This window comes from Streptomyces sp. NPDC000878 (assembly GCF_053599695.1).
In genome coordinates this window covers 23,029-43,384 of sequence record NZ_JBSFMT010000048.1, presented here as the reverse complement: position 1 = coordinate 43,384, position 20,356 = coordinate 23,029, and the positions used below count along the sequence as shown (strand labels likewise).

Below are 20,356 nucleotides of genomic sequence, written 5' to 3'. Positions count from 1 at the left end.
CCCCGCGTCGATCGCGTCCGTCGTGATCGCCGCGAAGCCAGAATGCATCCGCCGGGCCGAGCCCGCTGAGCGCTGTGGACTACCGGCCGGTTGTGGACAACTCCGTCACCCGACCGAGTGATCCACTTCCCTCCCTCGCCTCACTCCTCCGCGGTTCGCCCCCTTTGACCTGCCGTTTTCCAACGGTTCCCCCGCACTCACCCCACCACCGACCGAGCCCCCGTGACCCGCACGTACTGCTCCCGTACCTCGCGGTACCGCAGCAGTTCGGCCGCCACCGGATCCAGTACCCGGGCCCGGCCGCAGCCGGCCGCCGCCTCCCGCAGTCGGCGTTCCGCCTCCAGGCCGTACCTGCGGGCAGGGCCGCGAGCCGCCAGTTTGCAGCTCCACTCCACGCCCGGACCGCCGACGATGCCCACCGACATCAGCAGCACCGGCACACCCAGGTTCGGTGCCATGACGCCGACGATCTGGCCCACCAGCCACAGCCCGCCGACGATCTGAAGGAGCGTCATGGACGCCTGCGCCAGTACGGCCACCGGCCACCAGCCCGGCCGGGGCGGCCGTCCCGACGGTGTCCCGGCCCGGGCCGCCAGGTCGTCCAGCGCCTCGGGCAGGCCCTGGGAGCCGCGTACGGCCGCCTCGCGCACCGCCAGCGCCCAGGGCGCGGGCAGCCCGGCCGACGCCCGCTCCGCGACCGTACGCACCGCCTGCTCGACCCGCTGGCGGGCCGTGGCCTCCTCGTCAGGCTGTGTGCGTACGGCGAAGCGGCCGGTGGAGGGTTCGCGGCGGTCCTGGTACCAGCGCCACAGCCGCAGCCACGGGGTGCCGCAGGCCCGGTTGGCGTTGCGCAGCCAGGCTCGTTCGGCGGCCTGGCCTGCTGCGGTGGCGCCCACCGCGTCGGCGAGGCGGTCGGCGAACTCGTCCCGGGCGCGTTCGCTCAGCCCGGCGCGCCGTCCGGTGGCGTACACGGGCCGCAGTTCCCATGCGGCGGCGTCGAGGTCGGCGGAGATCCGGCGGGCCGCGGCCCCGCGTTCGCCCACGAACTGCCCGAGGGCCTCGCGCAGTTCGCCGATGCCGTCGCCGGTGAGCGCGGACAGCGCCAGTACGGTGGCGCCCGGTTCGCCGTACTCCCCCAGGGCGATGCCGTCGTCGTCGAGCAGGCGCCGCAGGTCGTCGAGGACCTGGTGGGCGGCCTCCCCGGGGAGGCGGTCCACCTGGTTGAGGACGACGAACATGACCTCCGCGTGGCCGGCCATGGGCCGCAGATAGCGCTCGTGGAGCACGGCGTCCGCGTACTTCTCCGGGTCGACGACCCAGATGACCGCGTCGACGAGCGCCAGTACGCGGTCCACCTGTTCGCGGTGCTGGACGGCCGCCGAGTCGTGGTCGGGCAGGTCGACGAGGACCAGGCCGCGCAGTTGCGCCTCCGCCTCCGCGCTCTGCAGGGGGCGCCGGCGCAGCCGTCCCGGGATGCCGAGCCGGTCGAGGAGGGTCGCGGCGCCGTCGCTCCAGCTGCACGCGATGGGCGCGGCGGTGGTGGGCCGGCGTACCCCGGTCTCCGAAATGGCCACTCCGGCGAGGGCGTTGAACAGCTGGGACTTGCCGCTGCCGGTGGCGCCCGCGATGGCGACGACGGTGTGCTGCCCGGAGAGCCTGCGCCGGGCCACCGCCTCGTCGAGGACCCGGCCGGCCTCGGCGAGGGTTCTGCTGTCGAGGCGGGTACGGGACAGCCCGACGAGTTCGCGGAGCGCGTCGAGCCGGGAGCGCAGCGGTCCGTCGTACGCCAGCGGCATCACGGGCTGGGGGGTGCTGGTGATCCGGGGCTCGAGGACCGTCTCGCGCGCGGGACCGTCCGTCTCGGACACACGACGCGCGATGAGCCCGTCGTCCCAGGCGCCGGAGGGCTCGGGTCCGGTTCGGGGATCCTTGCCGGTGTCCTTACGGGTGGAAGGAGCGCGGGTGCCGGAATCGCTCTCCACGCGCGCGTGGCCGTCGCCGTCGGCGGAAGCGGCCTCCCCGGGGGCGTCGGAGGTGTCGCTTCCGGGCGCCCCGCCATCGCCCAGGCTTTCCTCCTTGTCCTCGGCTTTGTCGTCGTCGGAGAGCCCCTCCTGTGGAGGCGCGTTTTCGGCCGGGGGCTGCGGATCGGTCGGCTCGGTGGACTCCGCGGCCCCGGTCCCCGATGCTTCGTGGTGGTCGTGGTCAGTGACGGCGGTCACCGCGGTCACCTCTCCTTCTGCAGTACGGACAGCGCGGCGATGAGTTCGGCCTGGGGCTCCGGATGGACGTCGAGGGCGTCGAGCGGGGCGAGGCGGCGCTCGCGTTCGGTGTGCATGACCCGGTCCAGGTGGTCGGCGAGCAGCCGTCCGCCGCGGTCGCGCAGCCGCAGGGCGCCGTGGGCGCCGATGCGCTCGGCGAGGCCCTCACCGGCGGACCGGACCCGTCGGCCGCCCAGCAGTGCGGTGGCGACGAGCGCGGCGACCGCCTCGACGTCCGGGGCGACGCTCCGGTCGAGGTCGCGCAGTTCCTCCTCGGCGTACTCCTCCAGCTCGCGCCGCCATCGCCGTACGGCCATCCCGATACGGTGTTCGACGCTCTCCTGGGACGGTTCGGGGGCCGTCAGTTCCGGGGCCCCCGCGGCGGGTTCGCGGCGCCAGGCGTCGTCGACGCGTTCGTCGGCGGCGGTGACGGAGCAGAGCAGGAGGGCGCAGAGGCTCTCCACGAGGGCGTCGAGGAGTTCGCCCGCCGAGCAGTCGAGCGGGAAGGCGCGCCACCGCTTGAGCGCGTCCCCGGCGAGCACGGCACCGGCCTGCAACCGCCCCCGTACGCGCGCGTGCTCGCTGTCGTAGGCCCCGTCGACGGCCGCGGTGAGCCGCAGGGCGGCCGAGTACTGCGCGGCGGCGGCGCCCGCCAGCTCGGGAATGCGGGACTTGAGGGAGTCCAGGACGCCGTACGCCGTACGAGCCATGGCCTCTTGGCGGCTGGCCGGATCCTGCGCCTGCTGGGTGAGCCAGGCGCGCAGCGGCGCCACCGCGGTGGCCGGAAGCAGCCCACCACCCCAGGCGGATTCGGGCAGTTCGGGCACGGTGAAGCGCGGTACGTCGCCGAGGCCGGCCTTGGTGAGGAGCGCGGCGTACTGCCGGGACACCTCGGACACCACCTGGTGGGGCACCCGGTCGAGGACGGTGACGAGGGAGGCCTGGTAGTCCTTGGCGGTGCGCAGGAGGTGCCAGGGGACGGCGTCGGCGTACCGGGCAGCCGTGGTGACCATGATCCAGATGTCGGCGGCGCAGATCAGTTCGGCGGCGAGGACACGGTTGTCGGCGACGAGGGAGTCGATGTCGGGGGCGTCGAGGAGGGCGATTCCGCGCGGCATGCTGTCGGCGGTCTCGACGCGCAGCACCCGTGCGCCCTCCTCGCCGGGGAGCAGCAGATCGTCGTCGGGGTCGCGTCCCGCCTCCTGTTGGGGCACCCACACGCGCGCGAGGTCGGGCAGTACCCGCATCCCGCTGAACCAGTGATGGTCCTCGGGATGGCAGACCAGGACCGGTGTCCGGGTCGTGGGCCGCAGTACGCCGGCCTCGCTGACCCGGCGTCCCACAAGGGAGTTGACGAGGGTCGACTTCCCGGCCCCGGTGGACCCGCCCACAACGGCGAGCAGGGGCGCTTCAGGTTCCCTCAGGCGGGGCACCAAGTAGTCGTCGAGTTGCGCGAGCAGTTCGTCGCGGTTGGCACGCGCGCGTGGAGCCCCCGCCAGGGGCAGCGGGAAGCGTGCGGCGGCGACACGGTCGCGCAGGGCGGAGAGTGCGTCGAGCAGCTGGGGCCGTACGTCCAAGGTCACCACATGCGAAGAATGCCCAATTTTAGGGGAATTCTGAAGCATATGGGCATGTCTGCGCGCCGACGGAACACAAGGGACGGAAGGGACGACTGGGACGTAGGCATAGTCCAGGCATAACGAGTGCACAACACCCGATGCGCGAGACGCCAAAATCGGTGCACGATTCGTACCTGCCTGCGATTATCAGGACCGCTTCACTGAACCTCCACATTGAGCCACGGAGGCGAAGCAACCAGGACAAGGACCCGGGAGCCCTATCCTTGTCCCCGGCAACGTCAAGGACCAGCCCACACCCGGGCCCACCACGACCGAGGCCACCACACCCGGCCCCCGTAGCTCAGTGGATAGAGCAGGCGCCTTCTAAGCGCTTGGCCGCAGGTTCGAGTCCTGCCGGGGGCGCCCATTTTTGCAGGTCAGAGCTGCTTTCAAGCCCTCCGCGAGATCGCTGGGGAAGGTTTTTCATTGCCCCCGGAGGGCGCTTTGCCCTGACCTGTTGGGGTCGGACGGATTCTGCGCCGCGGGCTGCACGAGGCCGCCGGTGGTCAGCTTGAAGACGAGCTTCTGGCCGTAGGAGAAGCAGACCCGACCGGAGAACTTCGGCATCCGGAGCGTCATGGCCTGGCCGGTGGTGAGCAGGGTGCCGATGTTGTAGACGTAGACCTGGTCACCGCGCCCCGAGTCGTTGCTGATCGTCAGCGGGATGGTGCTGGGCACGGCGGCCTGGGCCTGACTGCTTGTTGCTCCTTGGCACGGGGTCAGCCGGTGGTGACGCCGCCGGCGACGCGCCCGAGGTCGTTCCAGGCGCCGTGGCCGTCCCCGCCCTGCCAGGCATGGACGGTGGCGGCGTTGGTCGTGTTGTCCCCGAGGACGTAGTCGGCGTTGCCGTCGCCGGTGAAGTCGGCCGTGGACACGCGGGTGGCGTCAGCCGTCAGCCCGGAGGCGACCTGCCCCCGCCCCAGCCAGCCGCCACGGCCGTCGCCGCCCCGGTTGAGGTAGGCCGAGAGCGCGCCGGTGGAACTCAGCCACGTGTAGTCGGCGCGGTCGTCCCCGTCGAGGTCCGCGAAGCGCACCTTGGAGGCGTCGGCCGTCAGGCCCGAGGCGATCTGGCCCAGTGGCGACCAGCCGCCGCGGCCGTCGCCGCCCCGGTTGAGCCACACCGACACCGCGCCGGTGGAGCCGAGCAGGACGTAGTCGCTCCGGCCGTCGCCGTCGAAGTCGGCGAACTTCACCTGGTTGGGGTCGGTGGTCTGGCCGGTGGCGACCTGGCCGAGGACGGACCAGCCGCCGTGGCCGTCACCACCACGGTTGAGGTAGACCGTCACCGCGCCGGTGGAGCCGAGGACGATGTAGTCGGCTCGTCCGTCGCCGTCGAAGTCGGCGACGCGGACCCGGACCGCGTCGGCCGTCAGGCCCGAGGCGACCTGACCCAGTGGCGACCAGCCGCCGCGGCCGTCGCCGCCCCGGTTGAGCCACACCGACACCGCGCCGCTGGAGCCGAGCAGGACGTAGTCGCTCCGGCCGTCGCCGTCGAAGTCCGCCCACCGGACGTTGCCGGTGGTGCCGGACTCGGTGCCCGCGTCCAACTGGCGCCTTCCGGCGGTCCATCCGGCGTCGAACACGTTGGTGAGGGCCGGGGAGAGGGCCTGTGCCATGCGCTGGTAGCCGGCGTCGTTCGGGTGCAGGTCGTCGACGAACTGGGCGGAGGTCAGGGCGGGTGGGTCGACGTAGAGGAACTTGTTCCCGGCGGCCTGCTCGGTGACCTGCAGTTGCTTGGCCGCCGCGTTGTACGTCGCCACCTGCGAGCCCAGGCCCGGCGTCGTCGGGATGAGGCCCAGCATGATGACGCTGGTGCCCGGCCGGTCGGCGTAGATACGGTCGACCAGGCCGGTCAGCCGGGCGGGAGCGTTCGCCACGTCGACGCCCCGGTGGAGGTCGTTGATGCCGATGTGCAGGATCACCACGTCGGGGCGGGCCGCGGACATCCAGCCGTCGATGCCGTCGCGGATCTGGGAGATGACGTATCCGCTGTGTCCCTCGTTGGACTGGTCGGCCAGCGTGCCGGAGCTCTGCGAACCGACGAACTGCACGGTGTACGCGGACTGGCCGGCCACCAGACGCGCGAGGGGCGCCCGGTACGACGACGTGGTGGCGCTGCCCACGCCCCAGGTGATCGAGTCGCCCAGTGGCATGACCCGCAACTGAGGGACGGGTGTCTGGGCGGAGACCGGTCCTGCCGGCACGAGTGCCAGGAGAACCGCGCCGACGGCGGCGAGGACCGCGGCGGATGCCCGCCGCGTCAGGCGCCGGGTTCGCGTGTCGCGGTGCGCGGATGGGGGTCTGCGGCGGACGGACACGGACATGGTTCTCCTCCTCTTGCGGCACGGGCGGCTGGTGGGGGGTCAGGAGGCGGCGTTCATCAGATCGAGGGCACTCTGCTGGCGGGCGGCATCGGTCTTGTCCAGGGGGCCGTACCAGCGCAGGCCGTACTGGTCGAGCGCGTTGCGGTCGGAGGTGTAGGCCTGTGCGGCCTGCTTGTTGAGGTACGCCGTGTAGGGGCGGTCGGACAGAACCGCGTTGAGCTTCGCCAGGCCGCGTACGTCGGCGCCCTTGAAGGAGGGCCCGTCGGCGCCGCAGTCACCGCTCTCGCAGGGGTCCTTGAGGATGCCGGCCGAGGTGTTGAGCCTGCTCGATGTGGTGTTGGCGTCGGCGATCCGACGGGCGGCGGCGAGTACGGAGGAGTCGGCCGTGGCCTTGTACAGCTCGGTCAGACCACCGACCAACTGGCCCTGGTTGTACGACCAGACCGTGGCGTTGCCGTTCTTGCAGGTGCTCAGGCTGATGCCGTCGCCCACCGTGTTGTCGGAGTTGACCATGCCGGTGCCCTGGAACCAGGTCCAGTCCGCCTTCGCCCGCGCAAGGTACGTCGTATCGCCCGGGATGCGGTTGTGCAGGGCGGCGTTGAGCTCGATGTAGAGGGAGTTGGGGATGGCGTTCTTCACCGTTTTCGCGGTGCTCCACCACACCCCGCCGCCGCAGGTGTTGTCCCAGTAGGAGGCCATGTAGTCCGCGTCGGCCCGTGCCGTGGCCAGGTAGCGGGGGTCGCCGGTGAGGTCGTAGGCCGCGATCCAGGTGAGGCCCCACCATCCGGTGTCGTCGATGTAGTCGTTGCGGAACTGCCCGGCGTGGGCGTTGAGTTGCAGGTCGTAGGTGCGGGCGATGGCGTAGGTGTAGCTCCGCATGCCGGTCACCCGGGCGTTGTCGATGACGGCGTTCAGCGCGTTGGCGGAGTTCCACCAGCCGGTGGTGTCGAAGAGGCCGGTGCCGTAGTTGTAGAACTGCATCTGCGCGGTGGCCGCCGCGGTGCGCCGGTCGCCGGCGTTCCAGGTGGAGCGGGCCCAGGGCGTGCAGACGATGTCGGTGCGGTCGGCGGCCTTGCCACAGGCGCGCAGGGCGCCGACGCCGTGGTTCGCCCAGTCGTCGACGTTGTACATCATGGTCCGCCAGCCGGTCTGGCCCGCCGGGATCGTGGTGGCGCCGATCCTGCTGTCCGAGGACCAGGTGCGCCCGCCGTCGAACGAGCGGTCCATCCACACCTCGTCCCCGGGGCTGCCGTTGCCTATGGACGCCCAGCCCATGGCGTCGGCGTCGTCGAAGTGCAGTACGAACGTGCGCGAGAAGAGCGTGGCGGTGACGGGTTTGCGGTCCTGGCTGCTGAGGGCCGGGTCCCGCGCGTCGCAGTACTTGTTGCAGACGGTCGCCTGGACCGCTGCGGTCGCTGCTTCGGCGCTTCCGGACGCCGGGATCAGGAGTGCCAGGGACACCGCCGTCGCGAGCAGGCCGGTCCCAAGCATGCGTGTTCTTGTCGTCTTTGACTGCATGTCAGCTCCGTTGAGGTCGGTCAGCCCAGGCGCCACTGCTGGTTGGCGCCGCCGTTGCAGGTCCACAGTTCGAGCGCGGTGCCGTTGACGTTGCCGGAGGCCTGGTCGCCGCCCATGACGTCGAGGCAGAGGCCGGACTGGGTGCCGGTGATGGTGCCGTTGCCGTTGAAGCGCCACTGCTGGTTGGCGCCACCGGTGCAGGGCCAGAGCTGCACTCTCGTGCCGGCGGTGGTCCCGCTGCCGTTGACGTCCAGGCACTGGGTGCCGCCGTAGAGGCGCAGTTCACCGGCGGCGGTGAGGGTCACGGCCTGGTTGGCGCCGCCCCCGCAGTCCCAGATCTGGATCTTGGTGCCGGGGGCGGTCTGGTTGTCGTACGCGTCGAGGCAGCGGTTGGAGGAGGCGCCGATCAGCGGGTGCGTCGTCCCGACGCTGGTTCCGCTGCCGACGGACACCCGGTACATGACCGAGCCGTGCCCCGGGACGTTGGCCGCGATGCTGCCGCTCGTACTGCTGATCACATGCGTCCAGAGGTTGTCGATCCGGTACGTCGAGGCGGCCGGCAGGCCCACCGCGGAGGCCGAGGTGGTGATCGTGGCCGCGCTCGCGTTCTCGTTGAACAGGACCACCGACACGTCACCGTTCGCGAGGGGTTTGGCCAGCACGTGCAGACCGCCTGCCGAGGAGATCTCGGTGCCCTGCTTGCCCAGGGAGTCCTGGTCCACGGCGATGACGTCCTTGTTGCCGTAGAGGGAGAGGGTGGCGGCGGAGGCATTGCGCATGTCGTTCCCGGCGATCAGCGGCGCGGCCATCTCGGCCCACAGGCTGAAGTGGGAACGGTCCTCGTTGAACGACATGCCTCTGCCGACCTCCAGCATGTCCGGGTCGTTCCAGGCGCCGGGCTTGGCGTACGGGGCGAGCTTGACGTTGGCCTTGAAGATCGACACCACCGTGGAGAAGTTGAGGTTGATGTCGTCGGTGGTGCGCCAGCTGTTGCCGACCCCCGCGCCCCAGGTCCACACGTTGGCCAGGCCCCAGTTGCAGAGGCTGTAGACGATGGGGCGGCCGGTGTTCGCCAGGGCGTCGCGCATGGCGGTGTAGCGCTGCTGGTCGGGCACGTTCTGGTGGTTGCAGTTGTCGTACTTGAGGTAGTCCACGCCCCAGGCGGCGAAGCTGTTGGCGTCCGTCTGCTCGTGGCCGAGGCTGCCGGGGTAGCCCTGGCAGGTGGCGGTGCCGGCGCTCTCGTAGATGCCGAGCTTGAGGCCCTTGCTGTGGACGTAGGCGGCGGTGCCGCTGATGCCGCTGGGGAACTTGACCGGGTCGGGCACCAGTTGGCCCGCGGAGTTGCGGGCCGAGGCCATCCAGCAGTCGTCGATGTTCACGTACTGATACCCGGCGTCTTTCAGACCGGAGGAGACGAGGTGGTCGGCGGTCTGCCTGACCAGCTGCTCGGTGACGTTGCAGCCGAAGGCGTTCCAGTCGTTCCAGCCCATCGGGGGCGTCCTGGCCAGGCCGTTCTCGAGGGCCTGCGCGGGCGGTGCGGCGCGGAGCACCAGCAGAGCCGGGGCGAGGGCCAGCAGAAGCACCATCGTGAGGGCGGCGCTCAGGCGTCTCATGAGGGGTGACGGGAGAGTCATGCCGATGTCTCCTGTTCGCCGTGCGGGGCCGGACGAACTCACGTGCTGGACAACGTTGTCCAGTCGGGGGGCGGAGCGTCTTGGAAACGTGACCACCGAGAACATCCCATCAGCCAGGTTCAGGCGTCAATGGTCCGTACCAAATTGCCGTCGGGCTTAACTACTCATGCCTGCAGGAGCGTTGACGACCCCACGGCTCAGTAGGAACGTTTCCATCACCCCATCCCTGGAGGGCTCCCGCGGCCCGCACGGACCGCACGGACACCGACCTCGCCGCAGCCATCAGGATCGCGCTGGACGGCGGTACACCCGGTGGCGTCGAACCTCTCGACTGGCTGTCCACCACGGCTCCTCGTCGTCGGCGGGCCGGTGCGGAGACCCTCGTCCACGACTGGGCCGAAGCCTGGGGAGCGACGCCCTGCCGGTATGAGTGCGCCGAACGCCCCTGCCGCTCCTGGTCTTTCGCTCGGCCCTGGTCCCGGCACCTCACCGCACCACCGCCTCCAACCAGAACGCCTTGCCCTTCGAGGTGTTCTCGGACAGGTCGACCGGCAGTCCCTCGGTGCGCAGCCGCTCACCCGTGAACTCCCCCTTCGCGGCGTGGGCCTGGCTGCCGTCGTCGTCGATCGTGATGTCCGTGACGGCGTAGGTCGTACGGCCCTTCAGCCAGCGCACCTTCGCATCGACGGTGGTCTGGGGAGTTCCGGCCGCGGTCGCGATCAGAAGGGCGGTGCGGCGCGAGGCATCCGTCCACATCCACACGTACGGGCCCTTGGCGCTGTCCCACTCCGTCGTGTCCCAGCCCTGGCCCAGGTGGACGGGCAGGAACTGGCCGTCCGTCAGGGCGGTGATCTCGGGCCGCCTGCGCCAGGCGTTGAACACGCCCATCAGCTTCACCGCCGCCTCGGGCCACTTGCTCGGGTCGCCCGGATCCTGGCCGAACTTGACCGCTCGGACGGCCATGTAGGAGTAGTAGTCCTCCATGCGGCCGGTCATCTTTCCGCCGTTCATGTACGTCGCCCCCATCGGCAGGTGCCCGAACGCGGTGAGCGCGGTGCGCAGCGACAGGTCCTCTCCGGTGACGCCTCCGTTGGAGGTGTTCCAGCCGTTGTACGCGATGTGCAGCAGACCGTTGTTGCGGTCGCCCTGGGTGGGGGCGATGTCGAGTTCGCTGGTGAGCTTGGGCAGGTACTGGGGGTTCTTCGTCACCAGGTCGTCGAGCATGGTCCGGGTGAGGACGACCTTGCGGTAGACGTTGTCGCTCGGGTGCGAGTAGGCGGTCGTCTGCTCGTTCTGCCAGTACTCGGTGAGGTCGATCATGTGCTGGGTGACGCCGTAGTCGTTGAGCAGCGTCTCGATCTGGCCTCGCTTGTAGGCGAGTTGGGCCGGGTCGGCGAGGTCGCGGCCATTGAGGTGGCCGTCTCCGGTCAGGGAGAACCAGAGGCCGAAGCCGAGTCCGTTGTCCTTGAGGGTCCTGGAGAGCGTGCCCAGGCTGGTGATGGACTTCTTCATCGAATCGCTGGGTTCGATGGAGTCGCGCGTGGTGTTCCAGTAGTCGTCGAGCATCACCATGTCGAGGCCCGCCCGCCTGGTCTGCGGGATGACGGTGTCGTAGTAGTAGCCGGCGGGCAGTTCGTGGCCCGGGCCGCCGCGGTAGTCCCAGTCGTTCTGGTGGAAGAGCGCGGTCGTGTGGTGGTACTTGAAGCGCTTGCGGAAGTGCAGTTCGTCGGCCATCTTGCCGTCGACGACATCCCCCTCGAACACGGTCAGGTTCACCGCGAGGTACTCGAACTCCTCCCCCGGCCGCAGTGTCAGTCGCAGCGATTCGGGGTGCGTGTCCACGGAGACGGTGTCCTGCTCGTGCCAGGCGTTGATGCCGGCGAACGGCGGCAGCATGTAGTCGGTCGGGTAGTTGCCGTTGCCCCGCTGGGTCTTCCAGTTGAGCTCGGGACTCACGCTCCAGCCGTGCCCGGTGTCGTACACGGTGAGGGCCTTCTTCGGCCAGGACCTGCCGACGGGGTCGGTGCTCAGCGACCCGCGGGTGCTGAACCACTTCATGTTCGGGACGTAGTGGAGGGTGTGCGGCTGGTTGGGCAGCCGCAGGTCGATCACGGTGGAGCGGGTGAGGGTGAGATCGCGGGCCGGGTCCTCGTTGCGGACGAGCGTGAAGTAGCGCAGGCCCGCGTCGCCGTCGTAGATCTCGAAGACCAGGGTGACGCGGAACGGGCGGGGCACGGTTCTGCGCAGGGCGATGCGGACGCGCTCCCCGACCCGCCAGGACCTCTCCTTCGTGCGTACGGTGATGAGTTCCCTGGTCGTCGCTCCCAGGCGCCACCCTCCGTCGTCCGCGCGTACGGTGTCGGCGCCGTCGAGTTCGTGGGCGAAGAGCGACGAGGGGGCACTCAGATAGTCGCTTCCGGCACGCTTGTTGAGGATCCGGGTGAGGTGGATCCCGCCGTTCCGGTAGGTCACGGTGGCATGCAGGGAGTCGTTCTCGAAGGTCCAGTCTCTGGATCTGTGCCGGATGGTGTCCGACACCGCGGCGACGGGTCCGGCGCCCGCGGCAAGGAAGGCGGCCGAGGCCGCGCCGAGGAAGAGACGGCGGCTCAGAGGGGGCACGGCGGAGATCACCTTTCGTCGGGGGGAGGCTCGTTCCGGAGTTCAACGGCCGTGATGGCGAAGGCCGGCGGCCCGGGCAGAGCGGCCCGGGCAGAAGGGGGGCGAGCAGCGAGAGCATCCACAGGAACGCGACGCACAGTCCGATGTCGGGCGCGATCAGGGTGCACCCCGCCGGATCGGGAACGCAGCGTGTCGCGGCTCGGCGCAGGGCCGGACGCCAGCCGTGCGCCGCCTCCGGATCCGCGGCGGTGCGGAGGGCGAGGGCTCAGGCGCGGTGGTTTTCCCCGACAGAGCGTGCGAGGTACGCGACCAGGAACCCGCGAACCCCCCTTGACGACGGTCCTCGACCCGCCGTGATGACAACGTTGCCATACGGCGGGCGGGCGCCGGAGGGGAGATAGCGGTGTGCGCATGATCGCGAGGATTTCTCCGTCAGGCGAGCGAGACGTGGCGCGGGAAAGCAGCCGATGGGGCTGCGCGGGGTGAACGGTGGGCGACGGCAAGCGCTTTCGCCTCCGGGGAACCTAAGTGGCGTTCGACCAGTCGGTCAATGGGGCTGCGGGAAATGCTTGATTGGGCCAGGTGCGCAGGCGCATCGATCGTCACGCGTGACCCGTCGAGTGCCACAGGGGGCCCCAAGAGCCTTGACGTGCACACGGCGCGGCCACAGAATGACCGCACACTCTGACAACGTTGTCGAAGGGTATCGCCGAATGTCGCAGCACGTCGTGGGGTTCACCCGCCGTCAGGCCGTACAACTGATCGGCGCCACCGGCACCATGGCCGCTTTCCCGCTCGCCCTGGGTTCGGGTCGGGCCTCCGCCGCGACAACCGCGGACGCCCCAGGAGGGGACCCTGTCTCCGACACGTACTACCGCGTCCTGCTCTCCCACACCCGGTGGTCGGAGCAGCAATGGGACCCGGCCCAAGGCCACTACACCGACAAGGACTTCGGCTTCGGGGTCGTGCTCGGCAACGCCGTCCTGCTGACCCGGGGCCCGTACGACGCCGAGCGTGCCGGAGTCGACAAGGACACTCTGCGCGCCAGAACCCTCGCCACCGTGAAGCACTTCGCGGCATCCAACCGGCTGACCGGCGGCGCCCTGTGGGGGCGGAAGCTGTTCTGGGACACCACGTTCCAGTCGTACTTCGTGCTCGCGGCCCGCCTGCTGTGGGACGACCTCGACGAGGTGACGCGCCGCAACGTCGACACCATCGCCCGCGAACAGGCGCAGTACACCGCCCAGTTGGGCACGGCCGATGATCCCGACTCCGCCGGCTGGACCCCGCACGGCCTGAGCGGGGGGTTCGAAGGCGACACCAAGCTGGAGGAGATGGGGGTCTACACCCAGTCGCTGGCACCCGGTCTGGCCTGGGCGGGCGACGATCCGCGGTACGAGGCGTGGCGCGCCGCCTTCGGCCGGTGGAGCCGCAACGAGGCGGGGCTCCCGGCCGCCGACCTCGCCAACCCGGCCCGCGTGGACGGGGTCGCCGTCAGCGAGAACACCGCGCGGAACCTCTACGACACGTTCATCGTCGAGAACCACGGCTCGTTCGGCCCGCACTACCAGGAAGAACTCTGGCGTACGTCGGGACGCAACAGCGCCCACTTCCTCGTGGCGGGCCGCGCCCTGCCCGAGGTACTCACGGAGCAGCCGAATGCCGCGCCGTTGTGGCGCACCCTGCTCGGGGTGATGAGCGACGCGGGAGAGCCCCTGATGCCGATGGTCGCCGACCGCGAACACCTCTACGGCCGGGACGTCATTCCCCTCGCCTTCCTGGCCCAGGTCGTCGGCGACCGCGCGGCGGCGCGCTGTGAACTGGCCCTGGCCGAGCGGCTGGAGGCGTATCAGGAGTACCCGCCGCAGTATCGCCTCGCGAAGTTCTCGGGCGAGCCCAAGTACGAGCCGGAGGCCCGGGCCGAACTGGCCATCAGCTATCTGCTCCACGAGTGGCGGGCGCGGTCGGGGAACGCACCCGTGCGTCCCCTGTCACAGCGCGAGCTCTTCGAGCAGGCGAGCGGCGTCACCGACTACGGCTCGGCTCCCGGCCTCGTCTCCCATCAGTCACCGGGCGCGTGGGCCGGTGCGGTCAGCAAGGCCGGTTTCGTGAAGTTCGCCTGGCAACCGGCCCATGACGACTGGCTGTTCGCGCTCAGCGGTACGACGCCGATGTTCCTGCCGAGCACCGGCGCCAAGGTCACCGGACGGTCGGTCGTCGCGTACTCCCGGCTGCGGGACGGGTTCGACGGCAGCGCGAGCCTGCTCACGCTGGACGCCGGGTACGCGGGGTTCACCACTCTGCCGTCCGGCGCCGTCGTCTACGCGACCTCCGGTACGGCCGCCGGGGAAGGCCACATCGAGGTGCACAACCTGAACATGCCCGGGATGCCGGGGCTGGACGGAAGCCGCACGTACCGGGCGGCCGAAGGCAGCACGACGATCGCGGCACAGGCCGGCACCTCGGCTCCCGCCGCCGGCCCCCGGATCGACGAACTCACCTTCCCTCGCGGCCGGTTCCGCCATCTTCGGATGCTCGGGACACGCCCCGACCCCTCGTACGGCTATTCGCTGTACGCCTTCGAGATACGCGACGGAGTCACCGGCGTCGACCTGGCGCGCGGCGCCGGGGCGACGGCCTCCGCGTCCTCCTTCGACCCGGGCAAGGAGCCCGCACTCGCGGTCGACGGCGACGGCTCGACCCGCTGGGCGGTGTCCCGTGCGGACCGTCCTCGCGTGGACAGTTGGATCACCGTCGATCTGGGCACGGCCCTGGACCTGGACCGGGTGACGCTGCGCTGGGAGACCGCGGCGGGCCGCGCGTACCGGATACAGGGATCGGTCGACGGGCAGACATGGACCGACCTCGTCGCCTGGCCGCAGGCGGACGTCACCAGCAGCGGCGGCTGGCTGGACATCGACGGCCGTGCCGGTCTCGTCGTGCGCGGCGGCACCAACCCGATCTCGGTGTACGGCAACACGGTCGTCCTCTCCGACGGACCGGCCGAGGGCCTTCTGGTCGAGGGCCTCCCGGGCGCGACTCCCGGGCGGCTGCGCGCCGCAGCCGCCCGCAAGAGCCCCTCGGCACGGTCCGCCCAGGTGAAGGCCGCTCTCACCGACGACTACCTGAGCCTGTTCAACCTCTCCTCGGATCCGGTGACCACCACCGTGACGATCCCGGGCTCGCGCACCGACGGAATCCGCCTGTACGAGGGTGTCCAGACCGTCACCGAATCGGGCACGGCCTGTCGAGCCGAACTGCCCGCCGCCTCCGCCGTGTTGCTGCCGGCGCGCTTCGTCCTCTCCGGGGAGCGCGTTCCCGTCGGTCTGCGCGCCGAGGTGGTCGACGGCCGCACGGTGCGACTCGGCGGGCCCTCCTGCCACGTCACCGTCTCCGCTCAGGGCAGGAGCCTCGACGCCACGGTCCGTGCGGGCCGTACGACCACGGTCACCGTGCCGCGCGCCACGGCGTACCCGCTCGCCGACCTGGCACTCGGCCGCCCCGCCTTCCCGACCGCACCGTTGCCGCCCGGCATGACGGACCCGAACGCCGCGGTCGACGGAGACGAGGGCACCGCATGGACGCCCGGCCCGGGCGGTCGGATGGTCGTCGATCTGGGTGCCGAGCGGCACATCACGGAGATCCGCACTCAGTGGCGGGGCGGACACGTCCCGGCGGCGCAGGCCGAGTTCAGCGGGGACGGCCGTACATACACCGGAGCGGCACGGCTGACGGCGCGGGGAGTGCTCCGCACCGACAGTAGGGCCCGCTATGTGGCACTCCGAGTCACCGCCCCGGCCGAAGTCCACACCGCACTCACGGCCCTCACCATCACCTCGTGACCCACGGCTCCGCGTCCGAGTCCATACGGTTGCGGAGCTTCCAACGGCCGCCCGGAGGAGGGGCGGTGACACCCTCACTGTCGTCGACCTCGCTGTCGTCGACCTCACTGTCGGCCGCCTGGGCAACTCCCGGCAGGGACACGGCCGTTGTTCCGGCCGGCGCCGATCCGATGACCGCTCTTCTGGAGGTCGTCGCCGGATCACCGCGTCCAGTAGGTGATGTTGCGGAAGCGGGCCTCGGCCCGTCCGCTGCCGTGGTGGTAGACGCCGTTCTTGAAGTGCCGGGTGGGCATCAGCCAGGCAGTGCCTCCGGCGAGTAACCCTCCGGCTGCCATCTGCCCTTCCAGGGGGTGGCGATTCATCGGATCTATCTGTCGGGTGGGCCTAGAACTGCCCCAGATGCGCGTCAACTCTCACGTCCAGCCGAAAATAGATCCGATGTACGCCGCCACCTAGGCGGGGCGATAGCTCTCCGGCGGAGCCAGCTAACTGACCGGCAGTCCGCCCGTGTCGATGACGATCAGACCGCCCAGGGCCGTCGGGTCGCACACCAGGGCCGTGACCGAGTCACCGGAGCGCAGGGCCAGGTCGACGAGATGGCGGCCGTGGGACCGGTCGCGCCGAGAACGAGCAGCTTCATGGCGAGGGACTCCTCCATGTACACGCACAGCCAACCGGAAGGTTCCCTCAGCCCACGTACTCCGTCGCCGCGTCCAGCAGCCAGTCCGTCAGATAGCCGGCGAAGGACGAGCGGACCAGGACCCAGAAGCCGGCTCTGGGTTCGTCCCGGGCGACCAGGACGACCTGGGTTCGGCCGAGGGTCGTCTGGGCGCAGTGGCCGGGGCCGAAGGCGCGCGGGTGCAGGTCGAGGGCGCAGCCGTGGGCCAGCAGGTCGCGGGCGCGCGGGCCCGTGACGAGGAGGGTGGTGCGCTGGGCGGAGACGTCGATGACGGACACCGGCTCGTCCCCGGCCGCCTCCCGGATACGGCTTTCCAGATCCCGTTCGCTGCCGGGCGGGCCCACGAGCAGCCACTCGTCCGGGCCCAGCCACAGGGCGACCAACTCCCCGGCCCGTACAGCGGTGTTGGGGGCCAGGGGCAGCAGGATGCCCAGGGCGAGCCCGACCGCGTCGGCCGCCGCTCCCTTGGCGTCGAGGCGCACGTTCAGCTGGGCCAGGAAGGGGAGTTCGGCCAGCCGGATCGCGCCCCCGGAGGTGCGGGTCGCGGTGGCGAGACGGTCGGCCGCGTCGGACAAGGGGGACACGGGGCTGCGGAGCAGAGTGGTGGTGTCAGCCATCTCGGCGGGCTCCCTCGGGGTCGTAGAGGACGGGGCTCGCGACGGTCACCGGGACCAGCCGGTCGCCCACGGGGGCGTACAGCCGCTCGCCGAGGCGTTCCCGGCCGCCCTTGATCAGGGCGAGGGCGAAGGTCCGGCCCAGGGCGGCGCTGCGGTAGCTGGAGGTGACATGGCCGAGCATCGGGACGGGCGGCGCGGGCAGCACGCTGTCGGCGACCAGCTGGGTGCCCTCGGGGAGGAAGGTGCCGGGGTCGTCCGGGAGCAGGCCGACGAGGTGCTTGCGGTCGGGGCGGACGGCGTCGGCACGGGCGTACGACCGCTTGCCGATGAAGTCGGGCTTCTTCCTCGACACCACCCAACTCATGCCGAGATCCTGCGGAGTCACGGTGCCGTCGGTGTCCTGGCCGATGATCGGGTAGCCCTTCTCGGCGCGCAGGACGTGCATGGTCTCGGTGCCGTAGGGCGTGATGCCGTACGGGGCGCCGGCCTCGTACAGCGCCTCCCAGAGGGCGCGGGCCTCCCACGGTGACACGTTGATCTCGTAGGCCAGTTCGCCGGAGAAGCTGATCCGGCACACGCGTGCGTCGATGCCCGCGACGGGTGTCTCGCGCCAGGCCATGAAGGGGAAGTCTGCGTTGTCCACGGCCAGTTGGGGTGCGAGGGAGCCGAGGACGTCCCGGGAGCGGGGGCCGACGAGAGCCACCGTGGCCCACTGCTCGGTGACCGAGGTGCAGTGGACGCGCAGGTCCGGCCACTCGGTCTGGGACCACTCCTCCATCCAGTCCAGTACGGCGGCGGCGTTGCCCGTCGTCGTGGTGACCAGGAAGCGGTCCTGGGCGAGGCGGATGACGGTTCCGTCGTCGAAGACCATGCCGTCCGGGCGGCACATCACGCCGTAGCGGATCATGCCGACCTTCAGGGTGCTCATCATGTTGGTGTAGAGCAGGTCGAGGAAGACGCCTGCGTCCGGGCCCTGTACATCGATCTTGCCGAGGGTCGAGGCGTCCATGAACGCCACGCTGTCGCGCGCTGCGGCGCACTCGCGCAGGACGGCGGTCTCCATGTCCTCGCCGGCCTGCGGGTAGTACCAGGGGCGCTTCCACTGGCCGACGTTCTCGAACAGCGCGCCGTGCTCGGTGTGCCAGGTGTGCAGGGCGGTCGTCCGGATCGGGTCGTGCAGCGCGCCCCGGTCGCGGCCCGCGAGGGCGGCGAAGGAGACGGGCGTGTACGGCGGCCGGAACGTGGTCGTGCCGAGGGCCGAGATGTCGACGCCGAGCAGTGCGGCGACAATGCCACTGGCCAGGAGGCCTGACGTCTTGCCCTGGTCGTTGGCGGTGCCCGCGGTCGTGTAGCGCTTGGTGTGCTCGACCGAGCGCATACCGGCGCCGGTCGCGCGGGCCAGGTCGTCGACGGTGACGTCTCGTTGGAGGTCGACGAAGGAGCGGGTGTCGGAGGCGTCCGGTATGGCGTACACGTGCATGGGCGGGGTGAGCGGCTGCGCGGCCGGATCGGGGGCGGGGAGGCGGGGCGCGTTCGGTGTGTAGCCCTCCGCCTCGATCGCGCGGGACGCGGCGCCCACGCCCTGGGCGAGGACCGTCGGCAGGTCCAGGACGCCGGTCGTGCTGCCCGCGACCTCGACGGCCTGACGGCAGCTGTCGGGGACGAAGGTGCCGAGCGTGTCGTCGTGGCGGAGCCTGCCGCCGGCCTGGCTGAACAGGTGGGCCACCGGGTTCCAGCCGCCGGAGACGAGGAGGAGGTCGGCGGTGAACCCCCGCTGCTGCCCGGCGAGTTCCCCGTCGGACTCTCCGTACGGGGCGACTGTTACGGCCGTCAGGCGCGCGTCGCCCTCCGTGCCGACGACCGCGTATCCGGCCAGCACCTCGATGCCGGCCGCTCTTGCGCGGTCCGCCCACTCGCCCGGGTCGGTGCGGGTGTCGACGATCGCTGCCACGTCCGCACCCGCTGCGGCCAGATCCAGTGCCGCCGCGTACGCGCTGTCGTTCGTGGTGAACACGACCGCCCTGCGGCCGGGCAGGACGCCGTGGCGGTTGACGTACGTACGCGCCGAGGCGGCCAGCATCACTCCGGGGCGGTCGTTGTCCGCGAAGGCAAGGGAGCGTTCGTGGGCGCCGGTCGCGAGGACCACTCGGCGGGCCCGGATGCGCCAGACGCGTTCGCGGGAGACGTTCTCCGGGGCGGCTGCGCCCAGGTGGTTGGTGCGGCGCTCGACGGCGAGGAGGTGGTTGTCGTCGTAGTAGCCGAAGACGGTGGTGCGGGGCAGGACGCGTACGTCGGGGGCCGTTTGGAGGTGGGTGACTGTCTCGTCCACCCAGTCGAGGTGCTCGCCCGTGCCCAGGAGGCTGCCGCCCAGTTCCGGGCGGTCGTCCGCGAGGATGACGCGGGCGCCGGTGCGGGCGGCGGTCGCCGCTGCGGCGAGGCCTGCGGGGCCCGCGCCGACGATCAGTACGTCGCAGTGGGCGTGTACGGCGTCGTAGCGGGCGGGGTCGGGGGTGGTGGCGAGTCTGCCCTGGCCGGGGAGGCTGGTTGCCGCGAGGCCGTCGTACAGCTCCACCGTGGTGGCGGGGAGCATCGGCTCGGGGAACGGGGCCTCGATCTGGATGACCGCGTTGGGTTCTTCGGGGCCGGCGGAGAAGATGCCTCGGGGGCGGCCGAGTTTGATGCTGGTGCCGGTGTGGATGATGCCGTTGGCGAGGAGGGCGGAGGCGAGGGTGTCGCCTCGGTAGCCCTCGTACCGGGTGCCGTCGAAAGTGAAGGTCAGACGGTCGTCACGGTGTGTTCGACCTCGGGTGGGGAGTCGGAACGGCTGGGATTCTTCTTCCCCCACCCCACCCCTTCCCGAAACCAGGGGGCCTGCCCCCTGGACCCCCGCTGGGGGCTCTGCCCCCAGACCCCCGTCGCCCTTAAGGGGCTCGTCCTCAAACGCCGGACGGGCTGAAAATGTCTCCGGACGTTCCTCACCCGCCCGATACACCGCCAGGATCTCGTTCGTCCCCGTGTCCCGTACCGCGTTGAACCACTTGCGGCAGCCCGCCGCGTGGCTCCACCTCTCCGCGAACGGGCCCTTCGGGTTGGCGCGGAAGAACAGGTACCGGGCCCACTCCTCGTCGGTCAGGGTCGACGGGTCCTGCGGGTACGGCACATGTGCCTGGCCGCCGTAGTGGAACTCGGCCTCGTCGCGGGGCCCGCACCACGGGCAGGGGATGAGCAGCATGTCGTTCGGCTCCC

At 70.8% G+C, this 20,356-nt stretch carries 11 protein-coding genes, 1 tRNA gene and 2 pseudogenes; 2 read left to right on the top strand and 12 right to left on the bottom strand.

What is annotated here, in order from left to right; genetic code table 11:
- Positions 1-197: 197 nt before the first annotated feature.
- Together ACWDR4_RS32900 and ACWDR4_RS32895 are read right to left on the bottom strand one after the other, a co-directional pair.
- On the bottom strand, positions 198-2,219 hold the full coding sequence (locus ACWDR4_RS32900; protein WP_450413773.1) for a GTPase: 2,022 nt from the start codon (positions 2,217-2,219) through the stop codon (positions 198-200).
- Between the two features lie 5 nt (positions 2,220-2,224).
- On the bottom strand, positions 2,225-3,844 hold the full coding sequence (locus ACWDR4_RS32895; protein ID WP_450413772.1) for a dynamin family protein: 1,620 nt from the start codon (positions 3,842-3,844) through the stop codon (positions 2,225-2,227).
- 323 nt (positions 3,845-4,167) lie between these two features.
- On the opposite strand from ACWDR4_RS32895, the gene ACWDR4_RS32890 reads away from it, so the two are divergent.
- Positions 4,168-4,240: transfer RNA gene (locus ACWDR4_RS32890), tRNA-Arg, on the top strand.
- 87 nt (positions 4,241-4,327) lie between these two features.
- On the opposite strand, the pseudogene ACWDR4_RS32885 reads toward ACWDR4_RS32890, so the two are convergent.
- The 5 genes and pseudogenes from ACWDR4_RS32885 to ACWDR4_RS32865 all read right to left on the bottom strand — a co-directional run.
- Positions 4,328-4,600: pseudogene (locus ACWDR4_RS32885) on the bottom strand (beta-1,3-glucanase family protein); the annotation flags it as partial.
- Complete coding sequence (locus ACWDR4_RS32880) at positions 4,597-6,201, bottom strand: FG-GAP-like repeat-containing protein (protein ID WP_450413771.1); 1,605 nt, start codon at positions 6,199-6,201, stop codon at positions 4,597-4,599. The pseudogene ACWDR4_RS32885 and the gene ACWDR4_RS32880, both read right to left, overlap by 4 nt.
- A 39-nt stretch (positions 6,202-6,240) precedes the next feature.
- The gene (locus tag ACWDR4_RS32875) at positions 6,241-7,692 is read right to left on the bottom strand and encodes a glycoside hydrolase family 76 protein (protein ID WP_450413770.1); all 1,452 of its coding nucleotides are present in this window, start codon (positions 7,690-7,692) and stop codon (positions 6,241-6,243) included.
- A gap of 47 nt (positions 7,693-7,739) precedes the next feature.
- Complete coding sequence (locus tag ACWDR4_RS32870) at positions 7,740-9,353, bottom strand: glycoside hydrolase family 27 protein (RefSeq protein WP_450413769.1); 1,614 nt, start codon at positions 9,351-9,353, stop codon at positions 7,740-7,742.
- A 486-nt stretch (positions 9,354-9,839) separates the two neighbouring features.
- Positions 9,840-11,972, bottom strand: coding sequence for a hypothetical protein (locus ACWDR4_RS32865; RefSeq protein ID WP_450413768.1), 2,133 nt, complete (start codon positions 11,970-11,972; stop codon positions 9,840-9,842).
- 713 nt (positions 11,973-12,685) lie between these two features.
- Between ACWDR4_RS32865 and ACWDR4_RS32860 the strand changes: the two genes are divergently transcribed.
- Complete coding sequence (locus ACWDR4_RS32860; protein ID WP_450413767.1) at positions 12,686-15,814, top strand: discoidin domain-containing protein; 3,129 nt, start codon at positions 12,686-12,688, stop codon at positions 15,812-15,814.
- Here ACWDR4_RS32860 and ACWDR4_RS32855 read toward each other — a convergent pair.
- The 5 genes and pseudogenes from ACWDR4_RS32855 to ACWDR4_RS32835 all read right to left on the bottom strand — a co-directional run bounded on the left by ACWDR4_RS32855 (position 15,804) and on the right by ACWDR4_RS32835 (position 20,342).
- A complete protein-coding gene (locus ACWDR4_RS32855; protein WP_450413766.1) occupies positions 15,804-15,956 on the bottom strand; it encodes a hypothetical protein in 153 nt (50 codons plus the stop codon). The two genes, ACWDR4_RS32860 and ACWDR4_RS32855, sit on opposite strands and share 11 nt — an antisense overlap.
- A gap of 58 nt (positions 15,957-16,014) precedes the next feature.
- Positions 16,015-16,101 (bottom strand): annotated as a pseudogene (locus tag ACWDR4_RS32850) (cinnamyl alcohol dehydrogenase); the annotation flags it as partial.
- A 198-nt stretch (positions 16,102-16,299) separates the two neighbouring features.
- Entirely contained in the window at positions 16,300-16,488 is a 189-nt protein-coding gene (locus ACWDR4_RS32845; RefSeq protein WP_450413765.1) for a hypothetical protein, read from the bottom strand.
- A 13-nt stretch (positions 16,489-16,501) separates the two neighbouring features.
- The gene (locus ACWDR4_RS32840) at positions 16,502-17,110 is read right to left on the bottom strand and encodes a sarcosine oxidase subunit gamma (RefSeq protein WP_450413764.1); all 609 of its coding nucleotides are present in this window, start codon (positions 17,108-17,110) and stop codon (positions 16,502-16,504) included.
- The gene (locus ACWDR4_RS32835; RefSeq protein WP_450413763.1) at positions 17,103-20,342 is read right to left on the bottom strand and encodes a sarcosine oxidase subunit alpha family protein; all 3,240 of its coding nucleotides are present in this window, start codon (positions 20,340-20,342) and stop codon (positions 17,103-17,105) included. The genes ACWDR4_RS32840 and ACWDR4_RS32835 overlap by 8 nt, the downstream gene beginning before the upstream one ends.
- Between the last annotated feature and the right edge of the window lie 14 nt (positions 20,343-20,356).

Excerpts from the sequence above, each read along its gene's own strand:
- ACWDR4_RS32880 (WP_450413771.1), bottom strand. The coding sequence starts at position 6,201 with ATGTCCGTGTCCGTCCGCCGCAGACCCCCATCCGCGCACCGCGACACG.
- ACWDR4_RS32875 (WP_450413770.1), bottom strand. The coding sequence starts at position 7,692 with ATGCTTGGGACCGGCCTGCTCGCGACGGCGGTGTCCCTGGCACTCCTG.
- ACWDR4_RS32870 (WP_450413769.1), bottom strand. The coding sequence starts at position 9,353 with ATGACTCTCCCGTCACCCCTCATGAGACGCCTGAGCGCCGCCCTCACG.
- ACWDR4_RS32860 (WP_450413767.1), top strand. The coding sequence starts at position 12,686 with ATGTCGCAGCACGTCGTGGGGTTCACCCGCCGTCAGGCCGTACAACTG.
- ACWDR4_RS32840 (WP_450413764.1), bottom strand. The coding sequence starts at position 17,110 with ATGGCTGACACCACCACTCTGCTCCGCAGCCCCGTGTCCCCCTTGTCC.
- ACWDR4_RS32835 (WP_450413763.1), bottom strand. The coding sequence starts at position 20,342 with ATGCTGCTCATCCCCTGCCCGTGGTGCGGGCCCCGCGACGAGGCCGAG.